Origin of the sequence: Vaginisenegalia massiliensis (genome assembly GCF_900604935.1) — a bacterium.
GTDB lineage: Bacteria > Bacillota > Bacilli > Lactobacillales > Aerococcaceae > Vaginisenegalia > Vaginisenegalia massiliensis.
Genome location: NZ_UWPC01000004.1, coordinates 149703 through 173060 on the forward strand (window position 1 = coordinate 149703; position 23358 = coordinate 173060).

At 40.1% G+C, this 23358-nt stretch carries 22 protein-coding genes and 1 tRNA gene; 21 read left to right on the forward strand and 2 right to left on the reverse strand.

Annotation, left to right across the window (positions count from 1 at the left end):
• The first annotated feature begins 15 nt into the window (after positions 1-15).
• Positions 16-582 (forward strand): peptide deformylase, encoded by a 567-nt coding sequence (def, locus tag EIH20_RS03970; RefSeq protein ID WP_124058069.1) that lies wholly within the window; start codon positions 16-18, stop codon positions 580-582.
• An 87-nt stretch (positions 583-669) separates the two neighbouring features.
• On the opposite strand, the gene EIH20_RS03975 is transcribed toward def, so the two are convergent.
• On the reverse strand, positions 670-1236 hold the full coding sequence (locus EIH20_RS03975) for a helix-turn-helix domain-containing protein (protein ID WP_124058070.1): 567 nt from the start codon (positions 1234-1236) through the stop codon (positions 670-672).
• A 106-nt stretch (positions 1237-1342) separates the two neighbouring features.
• On the opposite strand from EIH20_RS03975, the gene EIH20_RS03980 reads away from it, so the two are divergent.
• Positions 1343-1831, forward strand: coding sequence for a GNAT family N-acetyltransferase (locus tag EIH20_RS03980; protein ID WP_124058071.1), 489 nt, complete (start codon positions 1343-1345; stop codon positions 1829-1831).
• Positions 1832-2126: 295 nt separating this feature from the next.
• On the opposite strand, the gene EIH20_RS03985 is transcribed toward EIH20_RS03980, so the two are convergent.
• A tRNA-Arg gene (locus EIH20_RS03985) sits at positions 2127-2200 on the reverse strand.
• A gap of 524 nt (positions 2201-2724) precedes the next feature.
• On the opposite strand from EIH20_RS03985, the gene pdhA reads away from it, so the two are divergent.
• From pdhA to sufB, 19 genes are all read left to right on the forward strand, one after another.
• A complete protein-coding gene (gene pdhA / locus EIH20_RS03990; protein ID WP_124058072.1) occupies positions 2725-3834 on the forward strand; it encodes a pyruvate dehydrogenase (acetyl-transferring) E1 component subunit alpha in 1110 nt (369 codons plus the stop codon).
• 1 nt (position 3835) lies between these two features.
• The gene (locus tag EIH20_RS03995) at positions 3836-4813 is read left to right on the forward strand and encodes an alpha-ketoacid dehydrogenase subunit beta (protein WP_124058073.1); all 978 of its coding nucleotides are present in this window, start codon (positions 3836-3838) and stop codon (positions 4811-4813) included.
• Positions 4814-4870: 57 nt separating this feature from the next.
• Positions 4871-6511 carry a dihydrolipoyllysine-residue acetyltransferase gene (locus EIH20_RS04000; RefSeq protein ID WP_124058074.1) on the forward strand — a complete coding sequence of 547 codons (1641 nt, stop codon included), beginning with the start codon at positions 4871-4873 and terminating at the stop codon, positions 6509-6511.
• A gap of 11 nt (positions 6512-6522) precedes the next feature.
• Positions 6523-7932, forward strand: coding sequence for a dihydrolipoyl dehydrogenase (gene lpdA / locus EIH20_RS04005; RefSeq protein WP_124058075.1), 1410 nt, complete (start codon positions 6523-6525; stop codon positions 7930-7932).
• A 215-nt stretch (positions 7933-8147) separates the two neighbouring features.
• Positions 8148-8459 (forward strand): UPF0223 family protein, encoded by a 312-nt coding sequence (locus EIH20_RS04010; protein ID WP_124058076.1) that lies wholly within the window; start codon positions 8148-8150, stop codon positions 8457-8459.
• 1 nt (position 8460) lies between these two features.
• A complete protein-coding gene (locus EIH20_RS04015; protein WP_241152380.1) occupies positions 8461-9267 on the forward strand; it encodes an inositol monophosphatase family protein in 807 nt (268 codons plus the stop codon).
• A complete protein-coding gene (typA, locus tag EIH20_RS04020; RefSeq protein ID WP_124058077.1) occupies positions 9254-11089 on the forward strand; it encodes a translational GTPase TypA in 1836 nt (611 codons plus the stop codon). The genes EIH20_RS04015 and typA overlap by 14 nt, the downstream gene beginning before the upstream one ends.
• Before the next feature lie 114 nt (positions 11090-11203).
• A complete protein-coding gene (locus EIH20_RS04025) occupies positions 11204-11809 on the forward strand; it encodes a superoxide dismutase (protein ID WP_124058078.1) in 606 nt (201 codons plus the stop codon).
• Between the two features lie 124 nt (positions 11810-11933).
• The gene (locus EIH20_RS04030; protein ID WP_124058079.1) at positions 11934-13259 is read left to right on the forward strand and encodes an FtsW/RodA/SpoVE family cell cycle protein; all 1326 of its coding nucleotides are present in this window, start codon (positions 11934-11936) and stop codon (positions 13257-13259) included.
• Positions 13249-13647: a YlbG family protein gene (locus EIH20_RS04035; RefSeq protein ID WP_124058080.1), complete on the forward strand. Its 399-nt coding sequence runs from the start codon at positions 13249-13251 to the stop codon at positions 13645-13647. Before EIH20_RS04030 ends, EIH20_RS04035 begins: the two co-directional genes overlap by 11 nt.
• A gap of 8 nt (positions 13648-13655) precedes the next feature.
• A complete protein-coding gene (gene rsmD / locus EIH20_RS04040; protein ID WP_124058081.1) occupies positions 13656-14225 on the forward strand; it encodes a 16S rRNA (guanine(966)-N(2))-methyltransferase RsmD in 570 nt (189 codons plus the stop codon).
• Entirely contained in the window at positions 14218-14718 is a 501-nt protein-coding gene (gene coaD, locus EIH20_RS04045) for a pantetheine-phosphate adenylyltransferase (protein WP_124058082.1), read from the forward strand. Before rsmD ends, coaD begins: the two co-directional genes overlap by 8 nt.
• Before the next feature lie 143 nt (positions 14719-14861).
• Positions 14862-15605 carry a ComEA family DNA-binding protein gene (locus EIH20_RS04050; RefSeq protein ID WP_124058083.1) on the forward strand — a complete coding sequence of 248 codons (744 nt, stop codon included), beginning with the start codon at positions 14862-14864 and terminating at the stop codon, positions 15603-15605.
• A 10-nt stretch (positions 15606-15615) separates the two neighbouring features.
• Entirely contained in the window at positions 15616-17961 is a 2346-nt protein-coding gene (locus EIH20_RS04055) for a ComEC/Rec2 family competence protein (RefSeq protein ID WP_124058084.1), read from the forward strand.
• 58 nt (positions 17962-18019) lie between these two features.
• On the forward strand, positions 18020-18790 hold the full coding sequence (sufC, locus tag EIH20_RS04060) for a Fe-S cluster assembly ATPase SufC (RefSeq protein WP_124058085.1): 771 nt from the start codon (positions 18020-18022) through the stop codon (positions 18788-18790).
• A gap of 8 nt (positions 18791-18798) precedes the next feature.
• Positions 18799-20103, forward strand: a complete 1305-nt coding sequence (gene sufD, locus EIH20_RS04065; protein WP_124058086.1) for a Fe-S cluster assembly protein SufD — start codon at positions 18799-18801, stop codon at positions 20101-20103.
• A 2-nt stretch (positions 20104-20105) separates the two neighbouring features.
• Positions 20106-21338 (forward strand): aminotransferase class V-fold PLP-dependent enzyme, encoded by a 1233-nt coding sequence (locus EIH20_RS04070; RefSeq protein ID WP_206424098.1) that lies wholly within the window; start codon positions 20106-20108, stop codon positions 21336-21338.
• The gene (gene sufU, locus EIH20_RS04075; RefSeq protein WP_124058088.1) at positions 21328-21867 is read left to right on the forward strand and encodes a Fe-S cluster assembly sulfur transfer protein SufU; all 540 of its coding nucleotides are present in this window, start codon (positions 21328-21330) and stop codon (positions 21865-21867) included. Before EIH20_RS04070 ends, sufU begins: the two co-directional genes overlap by 11 nt.
• Positions 21864-23258, forward strand: a complete 1395-nt coding sequence (gene sufB / locus EIH20_RS04080; RefSeq protein WP_124058089.1) for a Fe-S cluster assembly protein SufB — start codon at positions 21864-21866, stop codon at positions 23256-23258. The genes sufU and sufB overlap by 4 nt, the downstream gene beginning before the upstream one ends.
• Positions 23259-23358 lie beyond the last annotated feature (100 nt).

Consider the following 23358-nt stretch of genomic DNA (forward strand, 5'->3'; position numbering starts at 1 on the left):
ATAAGGTGAGAAGATATGATAACAATGAAAGACATCATTATGGAAGGACATCCGACTTTAAGACAAGTTGCCGAACCAGTAGATTTTCCTTTGTCGCCTGAACTAAAAGAGCGGGCACAAGAGATGCTAACCTTCCTTATTAATAGTCAAGATGATGAAATTGCTGAACAATACGGCTTGCGGGCTGGTGTTGGCCTTGCAGCGCCACAAATCAATCTTAACAAGCAATTGTTTGCTGTGCATATTCCAGATTTTGATGAAGATGGCAATGAGATTGAACCCCTTTTATCAACAATCTTGTTTAACCCAAAGATTAAGAGTCACTCGGTGCAAAAAATTGCCCTTAAAGAAGGTGAAGGTTGTTTATCGGTTGATCGAGAAGTACCTGGTTTAGTCCCTAGACCTAAGAAAATTCGACTAGAATATCAAGATATAGATGGTCAAAAGCATGAACTTCGTTTACGCGACTATGAAGCCATTGTTTGCCAACATGAATTAGATCATCTTAAAGGTATTATGTTCTACGATCATATTGATCCCCTACAACCATGGGTAGCTAAAGAGGATACTGAGTTACTTTAGTTGGTGTTTAAGTCTATGAAATTTGAGAAACCCGAGTTATTCGAAATGAGCTAGTCTAGCTTTTCGAATGGCTCGGGTTATTTTTGTCTATTTTTTGAGTCCTATTAGAGGAAAGTCAAATTCAGTGACTTCAAATTGGGGGAAGTGTTCTAAAGCAATCGAAGAGGACTGGAAAACAGCGGTTAGCTCTTGCTTAAATTGGTTTAAATCTTCTTGACTGGTAAAAGTTCGGTTAATGAGTGTTTTGAAAATTAAGTCAGGGAAACCAAAACGTACTTTTGGGAGTTGAGTATCAGACTGCAAGTGCCCGTCAATTTGCAATTTAAAAGATAGATGGGTGGGGCACTGAGGATGATTGTAATGCAAGATTAAATCAGTGCCGATGGAACAAGAATCGCTATTATCAAGCATAATATGTGCCTTACTAAATTCAATAGCTACCCGATCTTGGTTGGGAGACTTAAAGGTAATTAAGTCAGTCAAATCGATGTCAAGATAAGTTAGAAGTTGATCCAAGGAGTCGAATTGGATGCCGCGGGCTTCTTGGTTCATTAAATCGAGAATGGTTCGTTTGGGAATCTGGGTGTTTGCTTGAATAACCGCTACGCTGATTCCTTTTGTTTGCATGAGTTGAGCTAATTGAATCGTTATCATGAGTGTCCTCCAAAGAATGGCTCATAAGCCAAATATCAAACTCTATGTTAATATGAATTTGGAAGTAGGGCAAATATTATTTTAATTTATATAGAGGTGAACGATCGTGCAAATTAAAAGCGTAGAGACGGATAAAGAAGTTGAAGAATTAGCTCTAGTGATGTGGCAAACCTGGCAGGATACCTATAAAGGGATTATTGATGATAACTTTTGGCAATCTTTCACAATCAAACAATGTATTAAAATCGCAAAGAAAAATAAAAGGCAAACTTTAGTCGCAAAAATTAATCAAACTGTTATTGGATTTATAGCTTTTGGTCCATATAGAGATAGTAAAGAACAGTTAGCGGGTGAAATTTGGGCATTGTACGTTCAGAAAAAATATCATAACCAAAAAATAGGCCAGCTTTTAATGAAAGAGGCCTTAAAGAGATTAAATGGTTTCCCAAAAGTATTTGTGTGGGTCCTCAAAGAAAATGAAAGAGCCATTCGTTTTTATAAAAGAGCTGGATTTTTAGAAAATGGAGCAACAAAGCAAATTGTTTTGGGTGACAACTGCGATGAAATCCAACTGGAATGGCGTTCCATAAAATAAAAATTCAAAAATGTTTTTATTGAGAAATATATGAAATCATAGGCTTTATTTGCATAATTAAATATTGGAGAAAAGTAGTTGGTTATAAATGATAGGGTTTATCACTTTTAATAAACATCAAAAAAGGACTAGCTTAATTGCTAGTCCTTTCCAAATGTCTAGGGAGATATTAAGTTAAGGCCATAAGTTACGTCCCTTACATCTTGATATTAGAATGTGATTTTGAAGAATGATTGCTTAAAACGTTGATAATACAATATTTATATCAAGTTTAATTCTTTTAGTAAACAAAAAATATGCCAGGAGGGATTCGAACCCCCGACATTTCGCTTAGAAGGCGAATGCTCTATCCTACTGAGCTACTGGCACATAATGATATGTCTGTCGCGGTAGCAACTATGTTATTATACTCATTTGGCAACAATTTTGTCAATATGCAAAGCAAGGTATGAGGGTTTATATGCCAAAAATTCTAGTGAGATTTTATTTTATTTAAAACAAATGATTAAGGACTCAAATGAATAATATTAAGTTTTTATTAATTATTCATTTCACAAACTTATTGTTTAAATCAAAGCCTAGACGAAAAGCTGAATAAATTTAAAACAGATTTCTAATAAATATAACAGTGAATTAAGAACAAGTATTACAGTTGTTTGCCGGAAATTAGCTAATTTGTTTGAAATGCAAATGAAATAGAATTCTTCTTGTTTTCAGAAACATTATTCAAGAATTCACAAATAGCGTATAATGCTATTAAATAGGGCTTTTCTCCTTAGTGTATGACTTGCATTAGCTGCACGTCAATGCTAAATTATATCTGTATGAAAGAGTGATACAGTTTTTTTGCGTGTTACTTTATTATTTAATGTGAAGAGAGGAAAGTGTACAAGATGACAAATGCAAACAAAGCGATGTCAATGGCAGATTTGTTAAGACCGGATAATTTTAATTTTGATATGGTTCAAATACTAGATGCAGAAGGAAAAGTGGTTAATCCTGAATTAATGCCAGACCTATCTGATGAAGAATTGGTACAAATGATGGAAGATATGGTATGGGAGCGGACCCTTCACGAACGTTCAACTGCTCTTAATCGTCAAGGTCGTTTAGGATTCTATGCGCCAACCTTCGGTCAAGAAGCTTCGCAAATTGGCTCTATTTCAGCTTTAACTAAGGAAGATTTTATCTTGCCTGGTTATCGTGATGTGCCTCAATTAATTAAACACGGCTTACCTTTACATAAAGCCTTCTTGTGGTCACGAGGCCATGTCGAAGGAAATAACTATCCAGAAGATCTTAATGCTTTACCACCGCAAATTATTATTGGTGCTCAATATGTTCAAACAATTGGAGTTGCCTTAGGCATGAAGATGCGTAAGAAACAAACCGTAGCAGTAACTTGGACAGGCGATGGTGGTTCATCACAAGGGGATTTCTACGAAGGTATCAACTTTACTGGTGCGTATAAAGCCCCAGCTATCTTCTTTATTCAAAATAATGGTTGGGCGATTTCTACTCCGCGTGATTTACAAACAGCTGCTCCAACCCTTGCGCAAAAAGCAGTCGCAGCGGGTATCCCAGGAATTGTCGTGGATGGTATGGATATTTTAGCTGTTTATGCAATCACTAAAGCGGCTCGTGAATATGCCGTTGCTGGTAACGGACCTGTTCTAATCGAAACTTTATGTTATCGTTTTGGTCCACATACTTTATCAGGTGATGATCCAAAACGCTATCAACCTGAAGGCGTTCAAGATGAATGGAGAGCCAAAGACCCATTAATTCGTTTCCGTAAATATTTGGAATCTAAGAATCTTTGGTCACAAGAGAAAGAAGATCAAGTGATTGAACGCACTAAAGAAGAAATTAAAGAAGCGATTAAGATGGCTGATACTACCCCTAAACAAAAGATTTCTGACTTCTTGAAGAACATGTATGAAACACCAGATTTCGTGACTCAAGAACAAATCAGCAAGTTTGAAGCAAAGGAGAATAAATAAGATGGCACAAAAGACTATGATTGAGGCTATTACGGAAGCGTTAGCCATTGAATTACGTAACGACAAAGAAACCTTAATTTTCGGTGAAGATGTCGGTTTAAACGGCGGTGTTTTCCGAGCGACTCAAGGTTTACAAGCTGAGTTTGGTGAAGATCGTGTATTCAATACGCCATTAGCCGAATCAGGAATTGGCGGTATGGCTATTGGGTTAGCTTTACAAGGTTTCCGACCAATTCCGGAGATTCAATTCTTCGGCTTTGTGTTTGAAGTCTTTGACTCAGTCGCTGCACAAGCGGCTCGGACGCGTTACCGGATGGGTGGTTCCCGGAATTTACCAATTACTTTCCGCGCCCCTTTTGGCGGTGGGGTTCACACGCCTGAATTACATGCGGATAATCTTGAAGGGTTAATTGCTCAAAATCCAGGAATTAAAGTGGTTATTCCTTCGGGTCCATATGATGCGAAGGGTCTTCTCTTATCATCGATTCGTGATAATGATCCTGTCTTCTTCTTAGAGCATATGAAACTCTATCGCTCTTTCCGTGAAGAAGTTCCCGAAAAAGAATATACGATTCCTTTAGGTAAGGCGAATATTGTTAAGGAAGGTACAGACGTTTCCATCATTACTTATGGTGCCATGGTTCGTGAAGCCTTAAAAGCGGCTGAAACCCTTGCTAAAGAAGGTATCTCTGTTGAAATTCTAGATTTAAGAACCGTGCAACCACTTGACATCGAAGCCATTGTAGCGACAACCGAAAAAACGGGTCGTGTGGTCATGGTTCAAGAAGCACAACGGCAAGGTGGTGTAGGCGCCAAAGTTATGGCTGAAATTACTGAACGGGCTGTCTTATCTTTAGAAGCGCCAATCGGCTTGGTAGCTGCACCAGATACTGTTTTCCCATTTGGTCAAGCTGAGCATGACTGGTTACCAAATGCCCATGATATTGAAGAAAAAGTGCGCGAAATTCACGCATTTTAGGATAAGTTAGAGAAACTAAATCAGATAATCTATCATATGGAAAAGGAGTAAATAAACATGGCATTTGAATTCAAATTACCAGATATTGGTGAAGGAATTGCAGAAGGTGAAATCGTTAAATGGGCGGTAGCCGAAGGCGATACTATCCAAGAGGATGATACTTTATTAGAAGTTCAAAATGATAAATCAGTTGAAGAAATTCCCTCTCCTGTAACAGGAAAAGTTCTTAAAATTGTGGTTCCTGAGGGCACAGTTGCTCGTGTCGGCGATGTCTTAGTTCAAATTGAAACAGAAGGTTCAAGCGCGAACTCAGCGACAGTCGAAGCAGAAGAAGTGAAAGAATCAACTCCAGCTTCACCAGCAGCTGTTGAAGTTAAAGAGGTACCCGCTTCTTCCGGTGGCAGCTTTAAATTTAAATTACCAGATATCGGTGAAGGAATTGCCGAAGGGGAAATTGTTAAATGGGCGGTAGCTGAAGGCGATACTATTCAAGAAGACGATACCTTGCTCGAAGTTCAAAATGATAAATCAGTGGAAGAAATTCCATCACCAGTGACGGGTAAAGTCTTGAAAATCGTGGTTCCAGAAGGAACCGTTGCTCGGGTTGGCGATGTCTTAGTTGAAATCGATGCACCTGGTCATAACGAGGCTGCTCCAGCTTCAGCTCCAACAACAAGTAGTCAAGCCAAAGAAACAAGCGTAGTTACTACGTCAACTCAATCAGCTTCATCAGCTAAACGAGTTTTGGCTATGCCATCTGTGAGAAAATTAGCTCGTGAAAAAGGAATTGATATCACCCAAGTGAATCCAACGGGCAAAGGTGGCCGAGTGACTAAAGAAGATATTCTCAACTTTAACGGTTCAGCTCCTGTGCAAACAGCTAGTGCCCCAGTGGTAAGCGCTGAAACAGCTACCCCAGCAGCTAAGTCTGTTTCTGCTAGTGACTCAGTTAAGAAACAATCAGCTCCAAAAGCTTATCAATCATCACAAGCAGAAATGGAAACACGTCAACCTTTATCTGCTATGCGTAAAGCTATTTCGAAAGCGATGGTCAACTCTAAACAAACTGCTCCTCACGTGACTTTATTTGATGAAGTTGAAGTGTCAGCTATGTGGGATCACCGTAAGAAATTCAAAGCAGTGGCAGCTGAACGCGATATTAAATTAACGTTCTTGCCGTATGTTGTGAAAGCCTTAGTTGCTACCGTGAAGAAATATCCAATCCTAAACGCATCAATTGATGATGCGACTCAAGAAATTGTCTTCAAGAATTATTATAATATTGGTATTGCTACCGATACCGAACGTGGATTGTTCGTACCAAACATCAAAGATGCGAATACCAAATCTATGTTTGCGATTGCCGACGAAATTAACCAAAAAGCGATGAAAGCTCATGAAGGTAAATTAACCTCAGACGAAATGAGTCAAGGAACGATTACTATCTCTAATATCGGTTCAGCACGTGGATCTTGGTTTACACCAATTATTAACCATCCTGAAGTAGCCATCTTAGGTATGGGTACAATCGCTACACAACCTGTTGTAAATGCAGAAGGCGAAATCGTCATTGGGCGTATGCTTAAATTGTCATTAAGCTTTGACCACCGCATTGTCGATGGGGCCACTGCCCAAAATGCCATGAACGAATTGAAACGTTTATTAGCAGACCCAGAATTATTATTAATGGAAGGTTAAGGTGAAAGACTATGGTAGTAGGAGATTTTGCAATTGAATTGGATACAGTGGTTATCGGTTCAGGCCCTGGCGGCTATGTAGCAGCTATTCGCGCAGCTCAATTAGGTCAAAAAGTAGCCATCATTGAAAAAGAATACATCGGTGGAACTTGCCTTAACGTGGGTTGTATTCCTTCTAAAGCTTTAATTAATGCGGGCCATGTCTTTCATAATGCAAAGCATGGTAACCATTTTGGTATCAATGCCGAACAAATCACGGTTGATTTTGCACGCACGCAAGAATGGAAAGACAAGGAAGTTGTTGGCAAATTAACTGGTGGCGTGCGGATGTTATTGAAGAAAAATAAAGTAGAGATTATTGAAGGAGAAGCTTTCTTCGTTGATGATCATACTTTACGCGTCATGACTGAAGAAGCTGCCCAAACTTATTCTTTTAATAATGCCATTGTGGCGACAGGAAGTCGTCCAATTGAGATTAAGGGATTCAAATACAGCGATCGAGTCATCGATTCAACTGGTGCTTTGGCCTTAACTGAAATCCCACAGGAATTGGTTGTGATTGGTGGGGGTTATATCGGGTCTGAATTAGCTGGAGCTTATGCTAACTTCGGCACAAAAGTGACTATTCTTGAAGGTTCTAGCCAAATTATTCCAACTTTTGAAAAAGATATGGTTAAACTCGTTGAAGATGATTTCAAAAATAATAAAGGAATTGAAATTATCACTAATGCAATGGCTTTAAATTCAGAAGTTAAAGGCGATCGTGTGGCTGTTACTTATGAAGTAGGTGGCAAACAACATACTATTGAAGCTGACTACTGTTTAGTAACTGTAGGACGTCGTCCTAACACCGATAACTGTGGTTTAGAAGTCGCAGGGGTTATTATTGGTGAACGTGGTCTAATCAATGTCGACAAACAAGGTCGCACCAATAAAGACAATATCTTCGCCATCGGTGATGCTGTTCCTGGTGCTGCTTTAGCCCATAAAGCAAGTTTTGAAGCTAAAGTAGCAGCTGAAGCAATCTCAGGTATGCCTTCAGAAGTGGACTACATTGCTATGCCTGCGGTTTGCTTCACCGATCCTGAATTAGCTTCAGTAGGTTATACTGTTGATCAAGCTAAAGAAGCAGGCTTAGATGTTAAAGCGTCTAAATTCCCATTAGCGGGTAATGGACGGGCGTTATCCTTGAATGCGACTAACGGTTTTATTCGTTTGGTGACAACCAAGGAGGATAATGTTATTGTGGGTGCACAAGTCGCGGGTTCTAATGCTTCAGACTTGATTGCAGAATTAACCTTAGCTGTAGAATCTGGTATGAATGCTGAAGATATCGCCTTAACGATCCACTCACATCCATCCTTAGCCGAAACCGTTATGGATGCGGCTGAATTGGCATTAGGTCATCCAATTCATATCTAAAGTTTATGGGAGTAAGGAATATTTAATTGAACAATATCGTCCGAATCTAGTCTATTGCTAGCTTTTATGAGTTAGCGAACTAGATTCGGATTTTTGTTTTATTATGGTTTAACCATTATTTTGATTGAATTGGAAAATTTTCGTTTAGTAAAACGTTTACTTTTTCTCATTGACGGGCTTCCATGGTAAAATGACGACATAAAGGAGGGCTTCTAATGGAAGAATATGCTTACCCACTTGATCCTGATTGGTCGACTGATGAAATTGTGGCGGTGGTAAACTTTTTATCAGGACTCGAAGCGGCTTACGAACAAGGCGTTGAAGTGACTAAATTTAATCACCTCTATCATGAATTTAAACAGGTTGTGCCTAGCAAAGCTGAAGAAAAACAAATCGATAAACAGTTTAGCCAAGCGAGTGGTTATTCCATTTATCGAGCTGTCCAACAGATGAAAGCCATGCTCGGAGGAAAACCGGAGGCGGTTACTCATAAAAAAGCCATTCTCAAAATGGAAAGGATGAAATAAAATGATGGATCAACAATTACATCTGAACATTTTAGAGTGGATGGAAGAAGCGGCTGAAAACTTACGCCAGTCTTTACAAAAGGTTCTACAGGTGGAAGAAAAAACCAATGCTGCTGACTTAGTCACCGAGATGGACAAGGCCACAGAAGCTTATTTTGTTGAAAAAATTCGCCACCATTACCCTGCTCATCGTATGACTGGGGAAGAAGGCTTAGCTGATCCGATTAAAGATACTAAAGGGACGATTTGGGTCTTAGATCCTATTGATGGCACGCTTAATTTCGTGAAGCAAAAGAATCATTTTGGCATCATGTTGGGTATCTTCCAAGATGGGCAACCTTTGGCGGGTTATATTTATGATGTGATGAATCATGACCTTTATTATGGTCTGGTTGGTCAAGGGGCTTTTCTTAATCACGAGCCGCTAAAACCAATCCCGGTGACTCGTATCGAAGAAAGCTTAGTTTGTGCCAATGTGGGGATGTGTGTGCGAAATCTCTGCAATGTCATGCAAGTGGTTGATAGAGCTTTAGGCGTGCGAACCTATGGCGCTGCGGCTATCTCAATTATTTCTGTTATTCGGGGAGAAAATGCGGTATACTTGTCATCTAATCTGAATCCATGGGACTTTGGCGCAGGTTGGGCCATCTGTCAAGCCATGGGCTTTAAAGCCTCCCAGCCTAACGGAGAGTCACTGGATATTTTAACAAAAACACCCGTTGTATTTGCGCATCCAAACGTATACAATGAAGTGGTTGAACTAATTGCAACGTCAAGAGAAATAGGAGAGATTAATGAACACGCGTAAAGATATTAGAAACATTGCCATCATCGCCCACGTTGACCATGGGAAAACCACTTTGGTGGATGAATTACTTAAACAATCAAATACCCTGGATGAACGAGCTAAAATGGACGAACGGGCCATGGACAGCAATGACATTGAACGGGAACGTGGTATTACTATTCTAGCTAAGAACACAGCCGTAGATTATAAAGGGACTCGGATTAATATCTTGGACACACCAGGACACGCGGACTTCGGTGGCGAAGTTGAGCGGATCATGAAAATGGTGGATGGGGTTGTCTTAGTCGTAGATGCTTACGAAGGAACGATGCCTCAAACGCGTTTTGTGTTGAAAAAAGCTTTAGAACAACACTTAATTCCCATTGTTGTTGTGAATAAAATCGATAAACCATCTGCTCGCCCTGAAGAAGTGGTCGATGAAGTATTAAACTTATTTATTGAATTGGGTGCTGATGATGATCAATTAGATTTCCCAGTTATTTACGCTTCAGCAGTTAATGGAACCTCAAGTCTTTCAGATAAGTATGAAGATCAAGAACCAACGATGGATCACATTTTTGATGCGGTGGTGGAACACGTTCCTGCACCAGTGGATAATTCCGATGAACCGCTACAATTCCAAGTATCATTATTAGATTATAATGAATATGTGGGCCGTATTGGGATTGGACGGGTGTTCCGAGGCAAGATCAAAGTCGGTGATACCGTTACTTTAATCAAAATTGATGGTTCGAAGAAAAATTTCCGGGTAACTAAAATTCTTGGTTTCTTCGGTTTAAGCCGTGTTGAGATTAATGAGGCCAAAGCTGGTGATTTAATCGCTTTATCAGGAATGGAAGATATCTTCGTTGGTGAAACCGTAACGGATAGTGGTCATCCAGAAGCCTTACCAATCCTTCATATTGATGAACCAACCATTGAAATGACTTTCTTAACTAACAACTCTCCTTTTGCAGGTAAAGAAGGAAAATATGTTACCTCAGCAAAATTACGTGATCGTTTGTATCAAGAACTTCAAACCGATGTATCCTTGAAAGTAACGCCAACGGATTCACCAGATGCCTTTGTGGTCTCTGGTCGTGGTGAATTACATTTAGCTATTTTAATTGAAAATATGCGTCGTGAAGGATTTGAATTCCAAGTATCCCGTCCAAAAGTTATCATTCGCGAAATTGATGGAGTGAAATGTGAACCATTTGAACGCGTTCAAATTGATACGCCTGATGAATATACTGGCTCTATTATCGAAGCTTTAGGTTCACGTAAAGCAGAAATGGCTGACATGGTAACGCCAGGAACGGGTCAAACACGTTTAGTCTTCTTAGTTCCAGCACGTGGTTTGATTGGTTTCTCAACCGAGTTCTTATCAATTACGCGTGGTTATGGTATTATCAACCACTCCTTTGATGAATATCGACCAGTGGTGGATTCTTCAATTGGTCGTCGTCGTAATGGCGCCCTTGTTTCAACAGATACCGGTACCGCAACAACGTACGGTATTATGAACGTGGAAGATCGGGGAACCATCTTTGTTCACCCGGGAACCGATGTTTATGAAGGAATGATTGTTGGTGAACATAGCCGCGAAAATGACCTAACCGTTAATATTGTTAAAGCTAAACAATTAACTAACGTTCGGTCTGCGACTAAAGACCAAACAGCTGTCATCAAACGTCCACGTACCTTAACCTTAGAAGAATCTTTAGAGTTCATGGATGAGGATGAATACTGTGAAATCACACCACAAAATGTTCGTATTCGTAAACAAATACTTGATAAATCGATGCGGGCAAAAGAAGCAAAGAAAAATAAAAAAGACTAAGATGCAATTTAAAAAGAGAGCCGATGGCTCTCTTTTTTTAGGCATATTCTTTGGGACAAAACGGTAACAGTGATACAATAAAGATAATTAATAGAATCCATAGGAGGAATCAACATGACCTTTGAATTACCAAAATTAGCCTATGCATACGATGCTTTAGAACCAGCAATCGATGCCAAAACAATGGAAATTCACCATACTAAACACCACAATACCTATGTAACTAATTTAAATAAAGCCTTGGAAAGCCATCCTGAACTAGCTGATAAATTAATTGAAGACTTAATGGCTCATTTAGATGCTGTGCCAGAAGATATCAAAACAGCGGTTCGTAACAATGGTGGGGGCCACTTAAACCATTCTTTATTCTGGGAAAGTCTCCGTTCACCGCAAGAGAACAATGACCTTCCAGCTGAATTAAAAGAAAAAATCGAAGCTGCATTCCAATCAGTGGATGCTTTCAAGAAAGAATTTGCTGCCGCTGCTGCAGGCCGTTTTGGGTCTGGTTGGGCTTGGTTAGTTGATAATAATGGACAATTAGAAATCATGTCGACTCCTAATCAAGACAATCCGATTTCTGAAGGTAAGAAACCACTTTTAGGTTTAGATGTTTGGGAACATGCATACTACTTAAATTATCAAAACCGTCGTCCTGAGTATATTGAAGCATTCTGGTCAGTTGTCAATTGGGATGCTGTTGCCGATCGTTTAAAAAAGTAAGCAAGCTAGACCATAATTGAATGATTTATGAGCGAAACAGTTATGACTGTTTCGCTATTTTTATGGCCTTGATAGCTGATTTTTATGCTATAATGAGGAACGACATTATTATTAGGAGGCTTCGATGGAAAAGATACACGAAAAATATATAAAACAAGATAAACAGAAGCCTAATTCAGTTTTTGCCTTCTTAGATCGATTAGTTGCTCAATTAGATCGATTAGTTGCTCAATTTAAGCAGTTAGATCGAGTGATTTTGGTCTTAGTGTTGATTTTAATTTTAATTGGCTTTGCGATGGTCTTTTCAGCAACCATGTATTTAGATGAATCAGGCACGGGTATAACGAATCCGTATGCGTATTTTATTAAACAATTTGGGGCCTTTATCATGGGTATCTTTGGTTTTTCTGCAATTATAATGATGCCCTATGATTTTTTTGCAAAATTAAAACCCTTATTATTTTTTGGAATCGGGGTGGCGGTGCTGCTATTCCTGACTTACTTAAAGGGGGCTATTGGTGGCGGAGCTAAAAGTTGGCTCTTATTAGGCCCGATTAGTTTTCAACCTAGTGAATTAAGTAAAATTGGCTTAACTTTGCTCATTGCCTGGTTAAGTGTCAATACAGAACGAGAGCATATTCTTTCTGCTAAAGGATTTCGCGTTAAAGACTTTCATTTAAGTGTCGCTGTGATTCTTATTACCGTGCTGTTGATTTTCATCCAACCCGACTTTGGGATGCTGATTATTATCTCGTTGACCAATCTAATTAGTTTTGTGGTTAATCATTATAATAAACGAATTAATCAAATTTTCTGGATAGCCAGTTTGGCTATTATAACCTTTCTTTATTGGTTCATTCGTACCTATGGTCATCAATTTATTGGAATTAATTTTCGTATCGACCGCTTTATTTCTTTTATTAATCCTTTTGATTATGCTCGAAATGAAGGCTATCAATTAATTAATGGTTATTTAGCCTTTAGTCGAGGTGGTTGGTTTGGTCGGGGATTAGGCCAATCGATCACTAAACAAGGCTTCTTACCCGCCGGCCATACCGACTTTATTCTTGCTGTTATTGCTGAAGAATTGGGGTTTGTTGGCGTGAGTGTGGTTGTCCTGTTATTCTTTGCCTTATTTTTCTATTTGTATCGTTGGGCTTCAGCTTGTCAAGATTCATACCGTCGCCATGCCTTAACTGGTTTGACGACCCTCTTGTTAATACAAGCAATGATTAATATGGGAGGAGCCACTGGCTTAGTTCCATTGACTGGGGTAACACTCCCATTTATTTCATATGGTGGATCAAGTTTATTAATTTCGATTCTAATGATTGGTATTATTCAACGGCTCATTATCGCGGAAAAATGTGAGCCACGTCAAACGGTGAGTTTAAATCTCGTCCATTCTAAATCACCGTCACAAGTAAAGGAGGCCGCAAATGAGCTTTGAAATGATTAAACGCCAAGAACTAATTGTCTGGCTTTATACGTTAAAACATTTAAAAAATATTCGTAAACATGGTCATATTCACTATACCAGCCAACGGATGAAGTATGCAGTTATGTATGTAGATGCTGAACATAAGGATCAAATTATCAAAGAGCTTCAGCGTTATCATTTCGTGCGCAAGGTAGAGGAATCATACCGTGATGATATTGATATGACCTTCAAGGACGCGATTCCTAATCGTAAAGATCCGGATCGCAAATCGGAGTCACAATTGAATCAACCGCCAGAAACGTCTGTTTTTATGCAGGATTTAGTATCTTCTTTAGAAGAAAATAAGTTGCCTGATCAAGTTGATATTGAATCAAATTCTGAGATAGAATCCAAGTAGGTGAGCAAATGCGTGTGATTTCAGGAGAATTTGGGAGTCGTCCTTTGCAAGCAGTACCTGGGCAAAATACAAGGCCAACCACGGACAAGATTAAAGAAGGGATGTTTAACCTCTTAGGAGGCTATTTTGATGGGGGCATCTGTTTAGACTTTTATGCAGGTTCAGGTGCTTTAGCGATTGAAGCTGTGTCGCGGGGCATGGACCGTGCCGTCTTGACGGAAAAGTATCGTCCCGCAATCAATACGATTGAAAAAAATCTAGCCATGACCAAACAAGAGGCTAAATTTGATTTATTGATTGGTCAAAATCGTTCAGCTTTGGCTTCATATATTCAGCAACATCCAACTTGTCAATTTGACTTGGTCTTTCTTGATCCTCCTTACAAAAATCAACAAATCATCAATGATATCGATTGGTTAAATAATCTAGGGGTATTGAGTTCCACTTGTCGAATTCTATGCGAAACAGATGCTCAAACGAACTTGGAAGACTCATTTGATGGGTGGACTAAGGTGAAGTTTAAAGTGTATGGCCAAACCAACGTTCATTTGTATGAAAGGGTGAATGAGAATGAGTAAACTAGCTATTTTTCCAGGAAGTTTTGATCCGATGACCTTTGGACACCTCGATTTGATTGAGCGGGCAAGTAAGATGTTTGATCGTGTCATTGTCTTGATTGCGATTAATACGAGTAAAAAGCAACTTTTTAACGAGTGCGAACGACGTTCCATGTTGGAAAAAGCGGTAGTAAAGTTTGATAATGTTGAGATAGATGTTCTACAGGATGGGTTAGTGGCTCATTATTATCGGGAAAAAGGAGCCACTGCTTTAATCAGAGGTGTTCGTAATATGACCGACTTTGAATATGAAGCCAATATTGCTGTAATTAATGAAAAACAGTGTCCTGGTTTGGAAACGGTTCTCTTGGTGGCCGATGAGCAATATCGCTATTTGAGCTCAAGCTTAATTAAAGAGATTGCTCATTTTCAAGGAGATTTATCGGCTATGGTTCCTGAGCATGTGGCTCAAGCTATGCTCAATAAGAATCAATCGGCGACAAATAAGAAATAAGATTAAGGGATAATTTTCAAGCACTTGTTTCTGCTGACTTTCGAGTCAGTAAGAAGCGAGTGCTTTTTTTCTTTAGGAGATTGAGGGATGTAATGGGGCATCATTTGACTATTTATAGATAAGAATAAGTTAGGAGGGCTAATATGCCAGTGGACTTTCAAAAACTAGTGAGACAATTGAGTCGCTTTAAAGGTCAAGTCTTATTTTTTATAGGAGCCATTTGTATCCTTGCTTTGGCTGTGCGCATGCTAATCAACGGCATATCCGAACCGAAACTAGTTCCATCTTCTTTCTTTGATCAAACGAATCCTGCTTCCTCATGGGTCGCTTCAGAAACGGAAGAGACTGTTAGTGAGGAAGTAAGCAGTCAGTGGTCAACAATCTATGTGGATATCAAAGGAGCCGTCGAGCGTCCAGGAGTCTATGAGCTCCCATCTGATAGTCGCGTAAAGGATGCCATCCAAGCAGCAGGAGGCCTATTATCTGAGGCTGACGAAAGCCAATTAAATCTTGCTCAACGATTAAGTGATCAAGCCGTCCTTTTAGTCTTGACTAAAGAACAAGTAGCGGATCGGCTCCAACAAAAGGAGTCTACTAATTCGACCAAACAAGCAGATGAAGGGATGTCGAGTTTAGCTGTAGGCTTGAATCAGCAAGTGGAAACGCAAGAGGAAGAACTAGGAGTGCAAGGCGGACTGGTAAATATTAATACAGCAGACAGTTCAGCGCTCCAAACCTTGCCAGGGATTGGCGAAAAAAAAGCGCAAGCCATTATCGACTACCGTCAAAGTCAAGGATCCTTTAAACAGAAGGAGGACTTGAAAGAAGTAAAAGGAATTGGCGATAAAACCTATAAAGAATTAGAAGGCTTGATTTGCGTAAACTAGGAGTGGCGATATGAGCACACTAAAAAATCATGGGTTATTTGCTTGGTTAGTCGTTTTGTCGTTCTTATGGTGGTGCTATTATCCTCAGCTTAGCTTATGTCTTGTTCTTCTTGTGACGTTTGGGCGAATGATTCTCCTTAAACAACCCAAACTTCTTGGCCTAACTCTCTTATGTTGCTTTTTGGTTTGGGGTCATATGCAGTGGCAGAACAATCATGAACCCGTGCTTCCCTTGAACCAACCTATTAGTTTGACCCTTCAGTGTTTATCCGTTGACTTGCAACCCACTCAATCAGGCAATTTTCAGGGGGCATCACGCGTAATCACCCCTCAGGGATTTGTGCCAGTCATAGTGACCTTGCCCAAGGATGTACTCACCAATCAAGAATTAATGGCCAACCAAGCCTTATTGATGAAGGTTCAAGGACATTTTGAAGCATTTGAAAAAGCTCGAAATTTTTATACCTTTGATTATCAAGCCTATTACCAACAAGAAGGCTACCAAGCACGTCTGATAGTGGAATCCATTGATTCCGTTACTTATGAATCTGGGAATTGGCTTAGTCAAGGTCGTTTGTTTTGTTTGAACTATTTTAAACGCTATCAAGAAATAGAATGGGTGGGGCTACATAATAAATTATTGTTAAATTTGAATTCACCTAGTTTTAAGTTTTTTCGTCAAGACCTAATCAGCTTAGGGATTATTCATTTTTTTGCTATTTCTGGTTTTCATATGGATTATTTGCGACGAAAATTCAGTTTGCTTTGTTGGCGCATAGGGATTAGTCGGGAAACAACCTGGTACTTGGTGTCTCTAATTAGCCTAATCTATGGAAGCTTGATTGCTTGGCCGGTTGGCGTTATCCGTTCCTTAGGTGCTAGCCTACTTAAAGGACCAAGGCATGAAATGGCTAAATATCTATCTGATTTAGACTGTATGTGTCTTATTGGTATAGGGTTATTAATCGTCAAGCCAAGCTACTGTGTGAATTTAGCTTATTTATTGAGTTTTTCCTTGTCAGCCTTATTGCATTTATACCAACCCTCGGTTTGGGCCAAACAGGGACGCTTTAGACAGACTTGTGAGCAAACAATCATGTGTTTACTCTTTTCTTGGCCATTAATTATGCAACAGAGTTTTGAATGGAACTGGCAACAAATTTTGACCATAATCATTTGTAGCTTCTTTTTTGAACGTTTTTTTATGCCTGCCATGATAATCACGACGGGTCTTTTGTTATGTCCCTATGAGGGTAGTTTGAGCTTGGTTGTGTGGGTAAACCAAGTATTTTGTAGTATATGGCAACTGGGTCAAAGACTAGCGGGTTTTCTTCCTTCTGCCTTGGTAATTGGATATTTAAATCAGGTCTTATTTGGTGGGCTTGTGCTAGTCGCAATACTATGGAATTTATGGTTGCCAACAAAGCCTCAGCGTGCGTGGATGCTAGTAGTGATAGCTTACACTCTTGTTTGGCTGTCACCTTATTTAAATCCTTATGACCGTATGACGGTACTAGATGTGGGACAGGGGGATGCTTTACTATTCCAGGAAGCCTTTAATCAATCGACTTGGCTAATCGATACGGGTGGAAAACAAGATTTTCAACGGTCAAGTAATGAGATTTTGGCTTGGGATACCAAACTAGCCCAGCGGCAATTAATACCTGCTTTGAAAGCTTTAGGGGTACGACGTTTAAATGTGATCATTAGTCACCCAGATCTGGATCATGTCGGGAATCTTCCGACATTAAGTGCCAACTTACCTATCGATCGAGTGATGATTCATCCCTATTGTCTTAAACAAGCCAATTGGTTAGCCATTCAAGAGACTTTAAAAGGCAGGGTTAGCATTCAGCCACTGGATTTAAAGGCTCTGCCTTATTCAATCAACTCAAAATTATGTCTTTTGGCGGACAAGCAGGCAACTTTTGCCGACGATACCAACGACTGGTCTTTAGTTTGTTTGCTACGAATAGGACAGTACCTTTTAATTAATATGGGGGACTTGAGTCAAAAAGGAGAAGAGCATTTAATCAGACAGTATTCAGGCTTAAAAGCGGATATTCTAAAAGTTGGACACCATGGCAGTCGCCATTCAACGAGTGAAACTTGGTTGAAAACCCTAGGAGCTCGCATGGCACTTATATCAAGCGGGCAAAACAATCGTTATGGTCATCCTCATGAGGAAACACTCCTGCGACTTAATCAAGCCCATCTTGCCATTCTTCGAACGGACGTCGTGGGTGCGATTCAATTTTCTGCATCCATTTGGGGAGATTATCAGATACGAACAGCCTTGAAGCCCATGAATTCGCAGCAAACTGAGGTCAAAAAGAGTGATAGTTCAAAAGATTGAACTAAGGGGTTCAAATACGTTAGAATAGACAAGGAATAAGCTGGAGGGATGAAATAAAATGGCAAAATTAGAAATTATTGATTTACATGTATCGATTGAAGATAAAGAAATATTAAAAGGAGTTAATTTAACCCTTAATACAGGAGAAATTCATGCGGTAATGGGTCCTAATGGAACAGGGAAATCGACCTTAGCTGCAGCCATTATGGGGAACCCGGCTTACCAGGTCACACAAGGTCAAATTCTTTTAGATGATCAAGATGTCTTAGCGATGGAAGTAGATGAACGTGCTCGGGCGGGTCTCTTTTTGGCAGTCCAATATCCAAGTGAAATTCCAGGTGTAACCAATGCTGAATTTATGCGGGCAGCAATTCATGCTCGTCGTTCAGAGGATGATAAGCTGGATGTCCACAGTTTCATCAAGAAATTGGACAAGATGATGGCTTTATTAGATATGTCTGAAGAGATGGCTGAACGCTATCTCAATGAAGGATTTTCCGGTGGAGAAAAGAAACGAAATGAGATTTTGCAATGTTTGATGATTGAACCAAAATTTGCCATTCTCGATGAAATCGACTCTGGTTTAGATATTGATGCCTTGCAAGTGGTATCAAAAGGGGTCAATGCCATGCGGGGACCAGAATTTGGCTCGCTAATCATCACCCACTACCAACGTCTCTTAAATTATATTCAGCCAGATGTCGTTCATATTATGATGGAAGGTCGTGTCGTTATGACAGGTGGTCCTGAATTGGCTAAACGACTGGAAGCGGAAGGGTATAAAGGCATTAGTCAAGAACTTGGTCTAGCCCTTCCAGAGAAAGATTAGGTGATAAAATGACAGCATTATCACGAGAAATGATGATTCAATGTTTAACACAAGGCCAAGTCTTACCCGATTGGTTTACTCAAGCTCAGGAGGAAGCTGAGACTATTTGGTCTCATTTAGCACTACCAAGTATCGAGCGAGTACGTTATCATCGTTGGCCTCTTTTTGATTCGGAGTGGATGGATTTATCGGCTCTTAGTGACCCATTGACGTATGGTTTATCGACGGTGTTTGATCAAGATAATTCGGGGCATATTGTTCATGCGGGCAATCAAACTATTTATTCGTCTGTACCTCAAGAACTTTTGGATCGGGGTCTCATTGTGATGGACTTGTTTGAAGCGATGGACCAATATCCCGATATGGTGCGAGCATCTTTATTTTCAGTCATTCCATATGATCAGGATAAAGTAGCAGCTTTTAATACAGCTTATCTCAATGGGGGTGTCTTCGTTTATGTACCGTCTGGTTTAAAGGTTGATTTACCTATTGATGTCTTATTAGTTCAAGACAGTCGCTATCAACAAGCCTTTAATAAGCGTGTTTTGATTGTGGCCGATCAAGACGCTAAGTTACAAATTATGGAACACATTCAGACGGAAGGTGACCATGCTAATTCAGCGACAGTCTTGGTTGAAGTCGTGGCTAAAGCGGGTGCACAGATTAATTACAATGCAATCGATACCTTTGGTCAATCTACCCATGCCTATATCAAGCGCTATGCGCGAACGGATCAAGATGCTCACATTAATTGGGCGATTGGGTGTTTGAATGATGGAAATACGATTCTTGATTTAGATACTTATTTGGATGGGACGGGGTCAGAGTCACAAGTAGCTATTGTAGGCGTGTCAAACGGTCGACAAATTCAAGCGGTCGACAGCAAAGTAGTGAATCGTGGACGACATTCGATTGGTAATATTTTGCAACATGGGGTTATTTTAGATAAAGCAGTTCTTACCTTCAATGGTATTGGCTTAATTGAAAAAGGAGCCAAACAGGCAGATGCTCAACAAGAAAGTCGCGTATTAATGCTTTCGGATTTTGCTCGTGGGGATGCGAATCCAATTCTCTTAATTGAAGAATTTGAGGTTACTGCAGGCCATGCGGCATCAGTTGGTCAAGTGGATCAAGAACAACTATATTACCTTATGAGCCGGGGATTGACTAAAGAAGCGGCTGAATATTTGGTTATTCGTGGTTTCCTTGGTCCGGTTATTGTTCAAATGCCTTCGCAAAAAATCCGCCAAGAATTGACCCAGTTGATTGATGCGAAACTCCAATCGACCTTACCTGTGAAAGTAGGCGAATAGGTATGTTGAACGTAGAACAAATCAGACAGGATTTTCCCATCCTCGATCAAGAAGTTCAAGGGGAGCCTTTGATTTACTTTGATAACGCCGCGACGACCCAAAAACCCAACCAAGTAGTCCAACAATTAGTGGATTATTACCAAAAGGATAATGCCAACATTCATCGCGGGGTTCATACCCTAGCCCAGCGTGCGACTGAACAATATGAAGCCAGTCGTCAGATCTTAGCTGATTTTATTGGTGTTCAATCTAATGAAATTATTTTTACTAGTGGGACGACAGCAGGGATTAATTTCTTAGCACGTAGTTTAGTGCAACCACGCTTACAGCCGGGCGATCAAATTATGGTTACGCGCTTAGAACATCATTCTAATTTAGTTCCTTGGCAAGAACTTGCACGTCGAAGCCAAGCTGAATTAGTCTTTGCCCCTATGACAGCTACTTATCAAGTGGATTTGGCTGCTTTGCAAGTCATGGATACAAATAAGCTAAAAGTGATAGCCATTCAACATGTATCAAACGTTTTAGGTATTCAACAGCCGCTTGAAGCAATTGTTGCTTGGGCTCACCAACACGACATTTTAGTTTTGGTCGATGGGGCCCAAGCTATAGCCCATCAAACACTATCAGTCAAAGAATTAGATGTGGATGCCTATTGTTTTAGTGGACACAAAATGTATGGTCCAACGGGGATTGGCGTCTGTTATTTAGCCGAACGATGGCACGAAGATGCGCAACCTTTTAATTTTGGAGGCGAAATGATTCACCAAGTCTTTGACACTTACAGTAACTATAAGGAAGCACCGTGGAAATTTGAAGGTGGGACACCGCCGATTGCTCAGGCTATAGCCTTAGCTGAGTCTGTGAAGTACTTGCAAAATCATGGACTGATGGTCATTCGGCAACATGAAGAGGCTTTAACTCGGGTTCTAATCCAAGGTTTGCAACAAGTTGAAGGTGTGACACTCATGGCTGAAGGACCGCTTGATCAAATGGGTCATGGTATTGTGAGCTATAATATAGATGGGGTTCATCCGCATGATGCAGCGACTGCTTATGATTTGGAAGGGATTGCCATTCGGGCAGGCCATCATTGTGCTCAGCCCTTAATGCGGCTTTTACAAGTGCCAGCTACCTTGCGGGCGAGTCTAGCTATGTATAATACCATGGCTGAAGTTGAATCCTTTATTGAAACAACACGAAAGGTGAAGGAGTATTTTCAATATGGGGCTTAATAAATTAGATCAACTTTATCGGGCGGTGATCATGGATCACGCGCAACATCCGCGAAACAATCAACCATTAGAGCATTATACCCATCAAACCGAGTTGTTAAATCCGACTTGTGGCGATGCCATTATAGTTCAATGTTTAATTGAAGAAGGTTGTGTAAAAGAGGTGGGCTTTACCGGCTACGGTTGTTCCATTTCGATGGCGAGCGCCAGTATGATGACCCAAGCCATGAAAGGGCAAACGTTAGAAAAAGCACAGCAACTTATCAATCAATTTAATGAAATGATTGGGGGCAGCCCTCATGAGCAAGGGACGCTGCTTGACCTTATTCAGCGGCAAGCTTTAGAAGAAGATTTGCAAGATGCTGCCTTATTAGAAGGGGTTAAGAAATTTCCAGCACGGTATAAGTGCGCTATTTTAGCTTGGAAAGCCTTAGAAGTAGCAGTTAGGCAAGATCAATCCAGTGGGATTGATGGACTTACAATTGGTCAAAATACGCAAACTAGTCAAGAAAGTGAGGGAAGTCGATGAGTCAAGTACCAGTAAAAGGCGATTATGCTTATGGCTTTCGTGATGACGCCGAAATTCTTTTTTCAACGGGTAAAGGTTTGAACGAAGAAGTTGTACGAACGATTTCCAAAATTAAGGAAGAGCCTCAATGGATGTTAGATTATCGCTTGCGATCATTAGAAGCTTTCTATAAGGCAAAGATGCCCACTTGGGGCCCAGATTTATCTGCCTTGAATTATGATGATATTATTTATTACCAGAAAGCGAGCGATAAACCCGCTCGCTCTTGGGATGAGGTACCTGCTGAAATCAAAGAAACGTTTGATCGATTAGGTATTCCTGAAGCTGAGCGAGCTTATTTAGCTGGTGCCGCGGTTCAATATGAATCCGAAGCTGTTTATCACAATATGAAAGCTGAATTTGAAAAACTAGGAATTATTTTTACCGATACGGATACAGCGCTAAAAGAATATCCCGAAATTTTTAAGGAACATTTTGGCACCGTCGTGCCGCCAACGGATAATTTTGAAGCGGCCTTAAATTCAGCTGTATGGTCTGGAGGAACCTTTATTTATGTTCCTAAAGGGGTTAAATGTGACATTCCGCTCCAAACTTATTTCCGGATTAATAACGAAGGGACCGGTCAATTTGAACGGACTCTGATTATCGTAGATGAAGGGGCAAGCATTCACTATGTTGAAGGTTGTACGGCCCCAACCTATTCAACTGCAGCTCTGCATGCGGCAATTGTCGAAATAATTGTGAAAAAAGATGCCTATTGCCGATATACCACCATTCAAAATTGGTCTAACAATGTCTATAATCTTGTGACTAAACGGGCCCATGCCTACCAAGGAGCTGTCATGGAATGGATTGATGGAAACTTGGGTGCCAAGACAACGATGAAGTATCCGAGTGTCTACTTGCAAGAACCAGGAGCACGGGGAACTATGTTATCAATTGCTTTTGCCGGTGCCAATCAAGTGCAAGATACAGGTGCCAAGATGATTCACAATGCACCAAACACATCATCCTCTATTGTATCCAAGTCCATTGCCAAAGACGGTGGCGAAGTTAACTATCGTGGTCAAGTTTATTTTGGTAAACATTCACAGGGATCAATCTCGCATATTGAATGTGATACGATTATAATGGATGAATTATCTAAATCGGATACGATTCCATTTAATGAGATTCATAATGGTCAGGTCGCTTTGGAGCATGAAGCTAAAGTCTCACGTATTTCAGAAGAACAACTCTTCTATTTGATGAGTCGAGGCTTAAGTGAAGCTGAAGCTACCGAAATGATTGTCATGGGCTTTGTAGAACCTTTTACTAAAGAATTACCCATGGAATATGCCGTTGAGTTGAACCGTCTGATTGCATACGAAATGGAAGGGTCTGTAGGATAACCTTAAAACATAGAATCAATCAAAATAGGACTAGCTGAGTTTATAAGTTTGAGCAGAGTATACTTGCAAACTAGATAATAACTTAGCTAGTGTTTTTTTA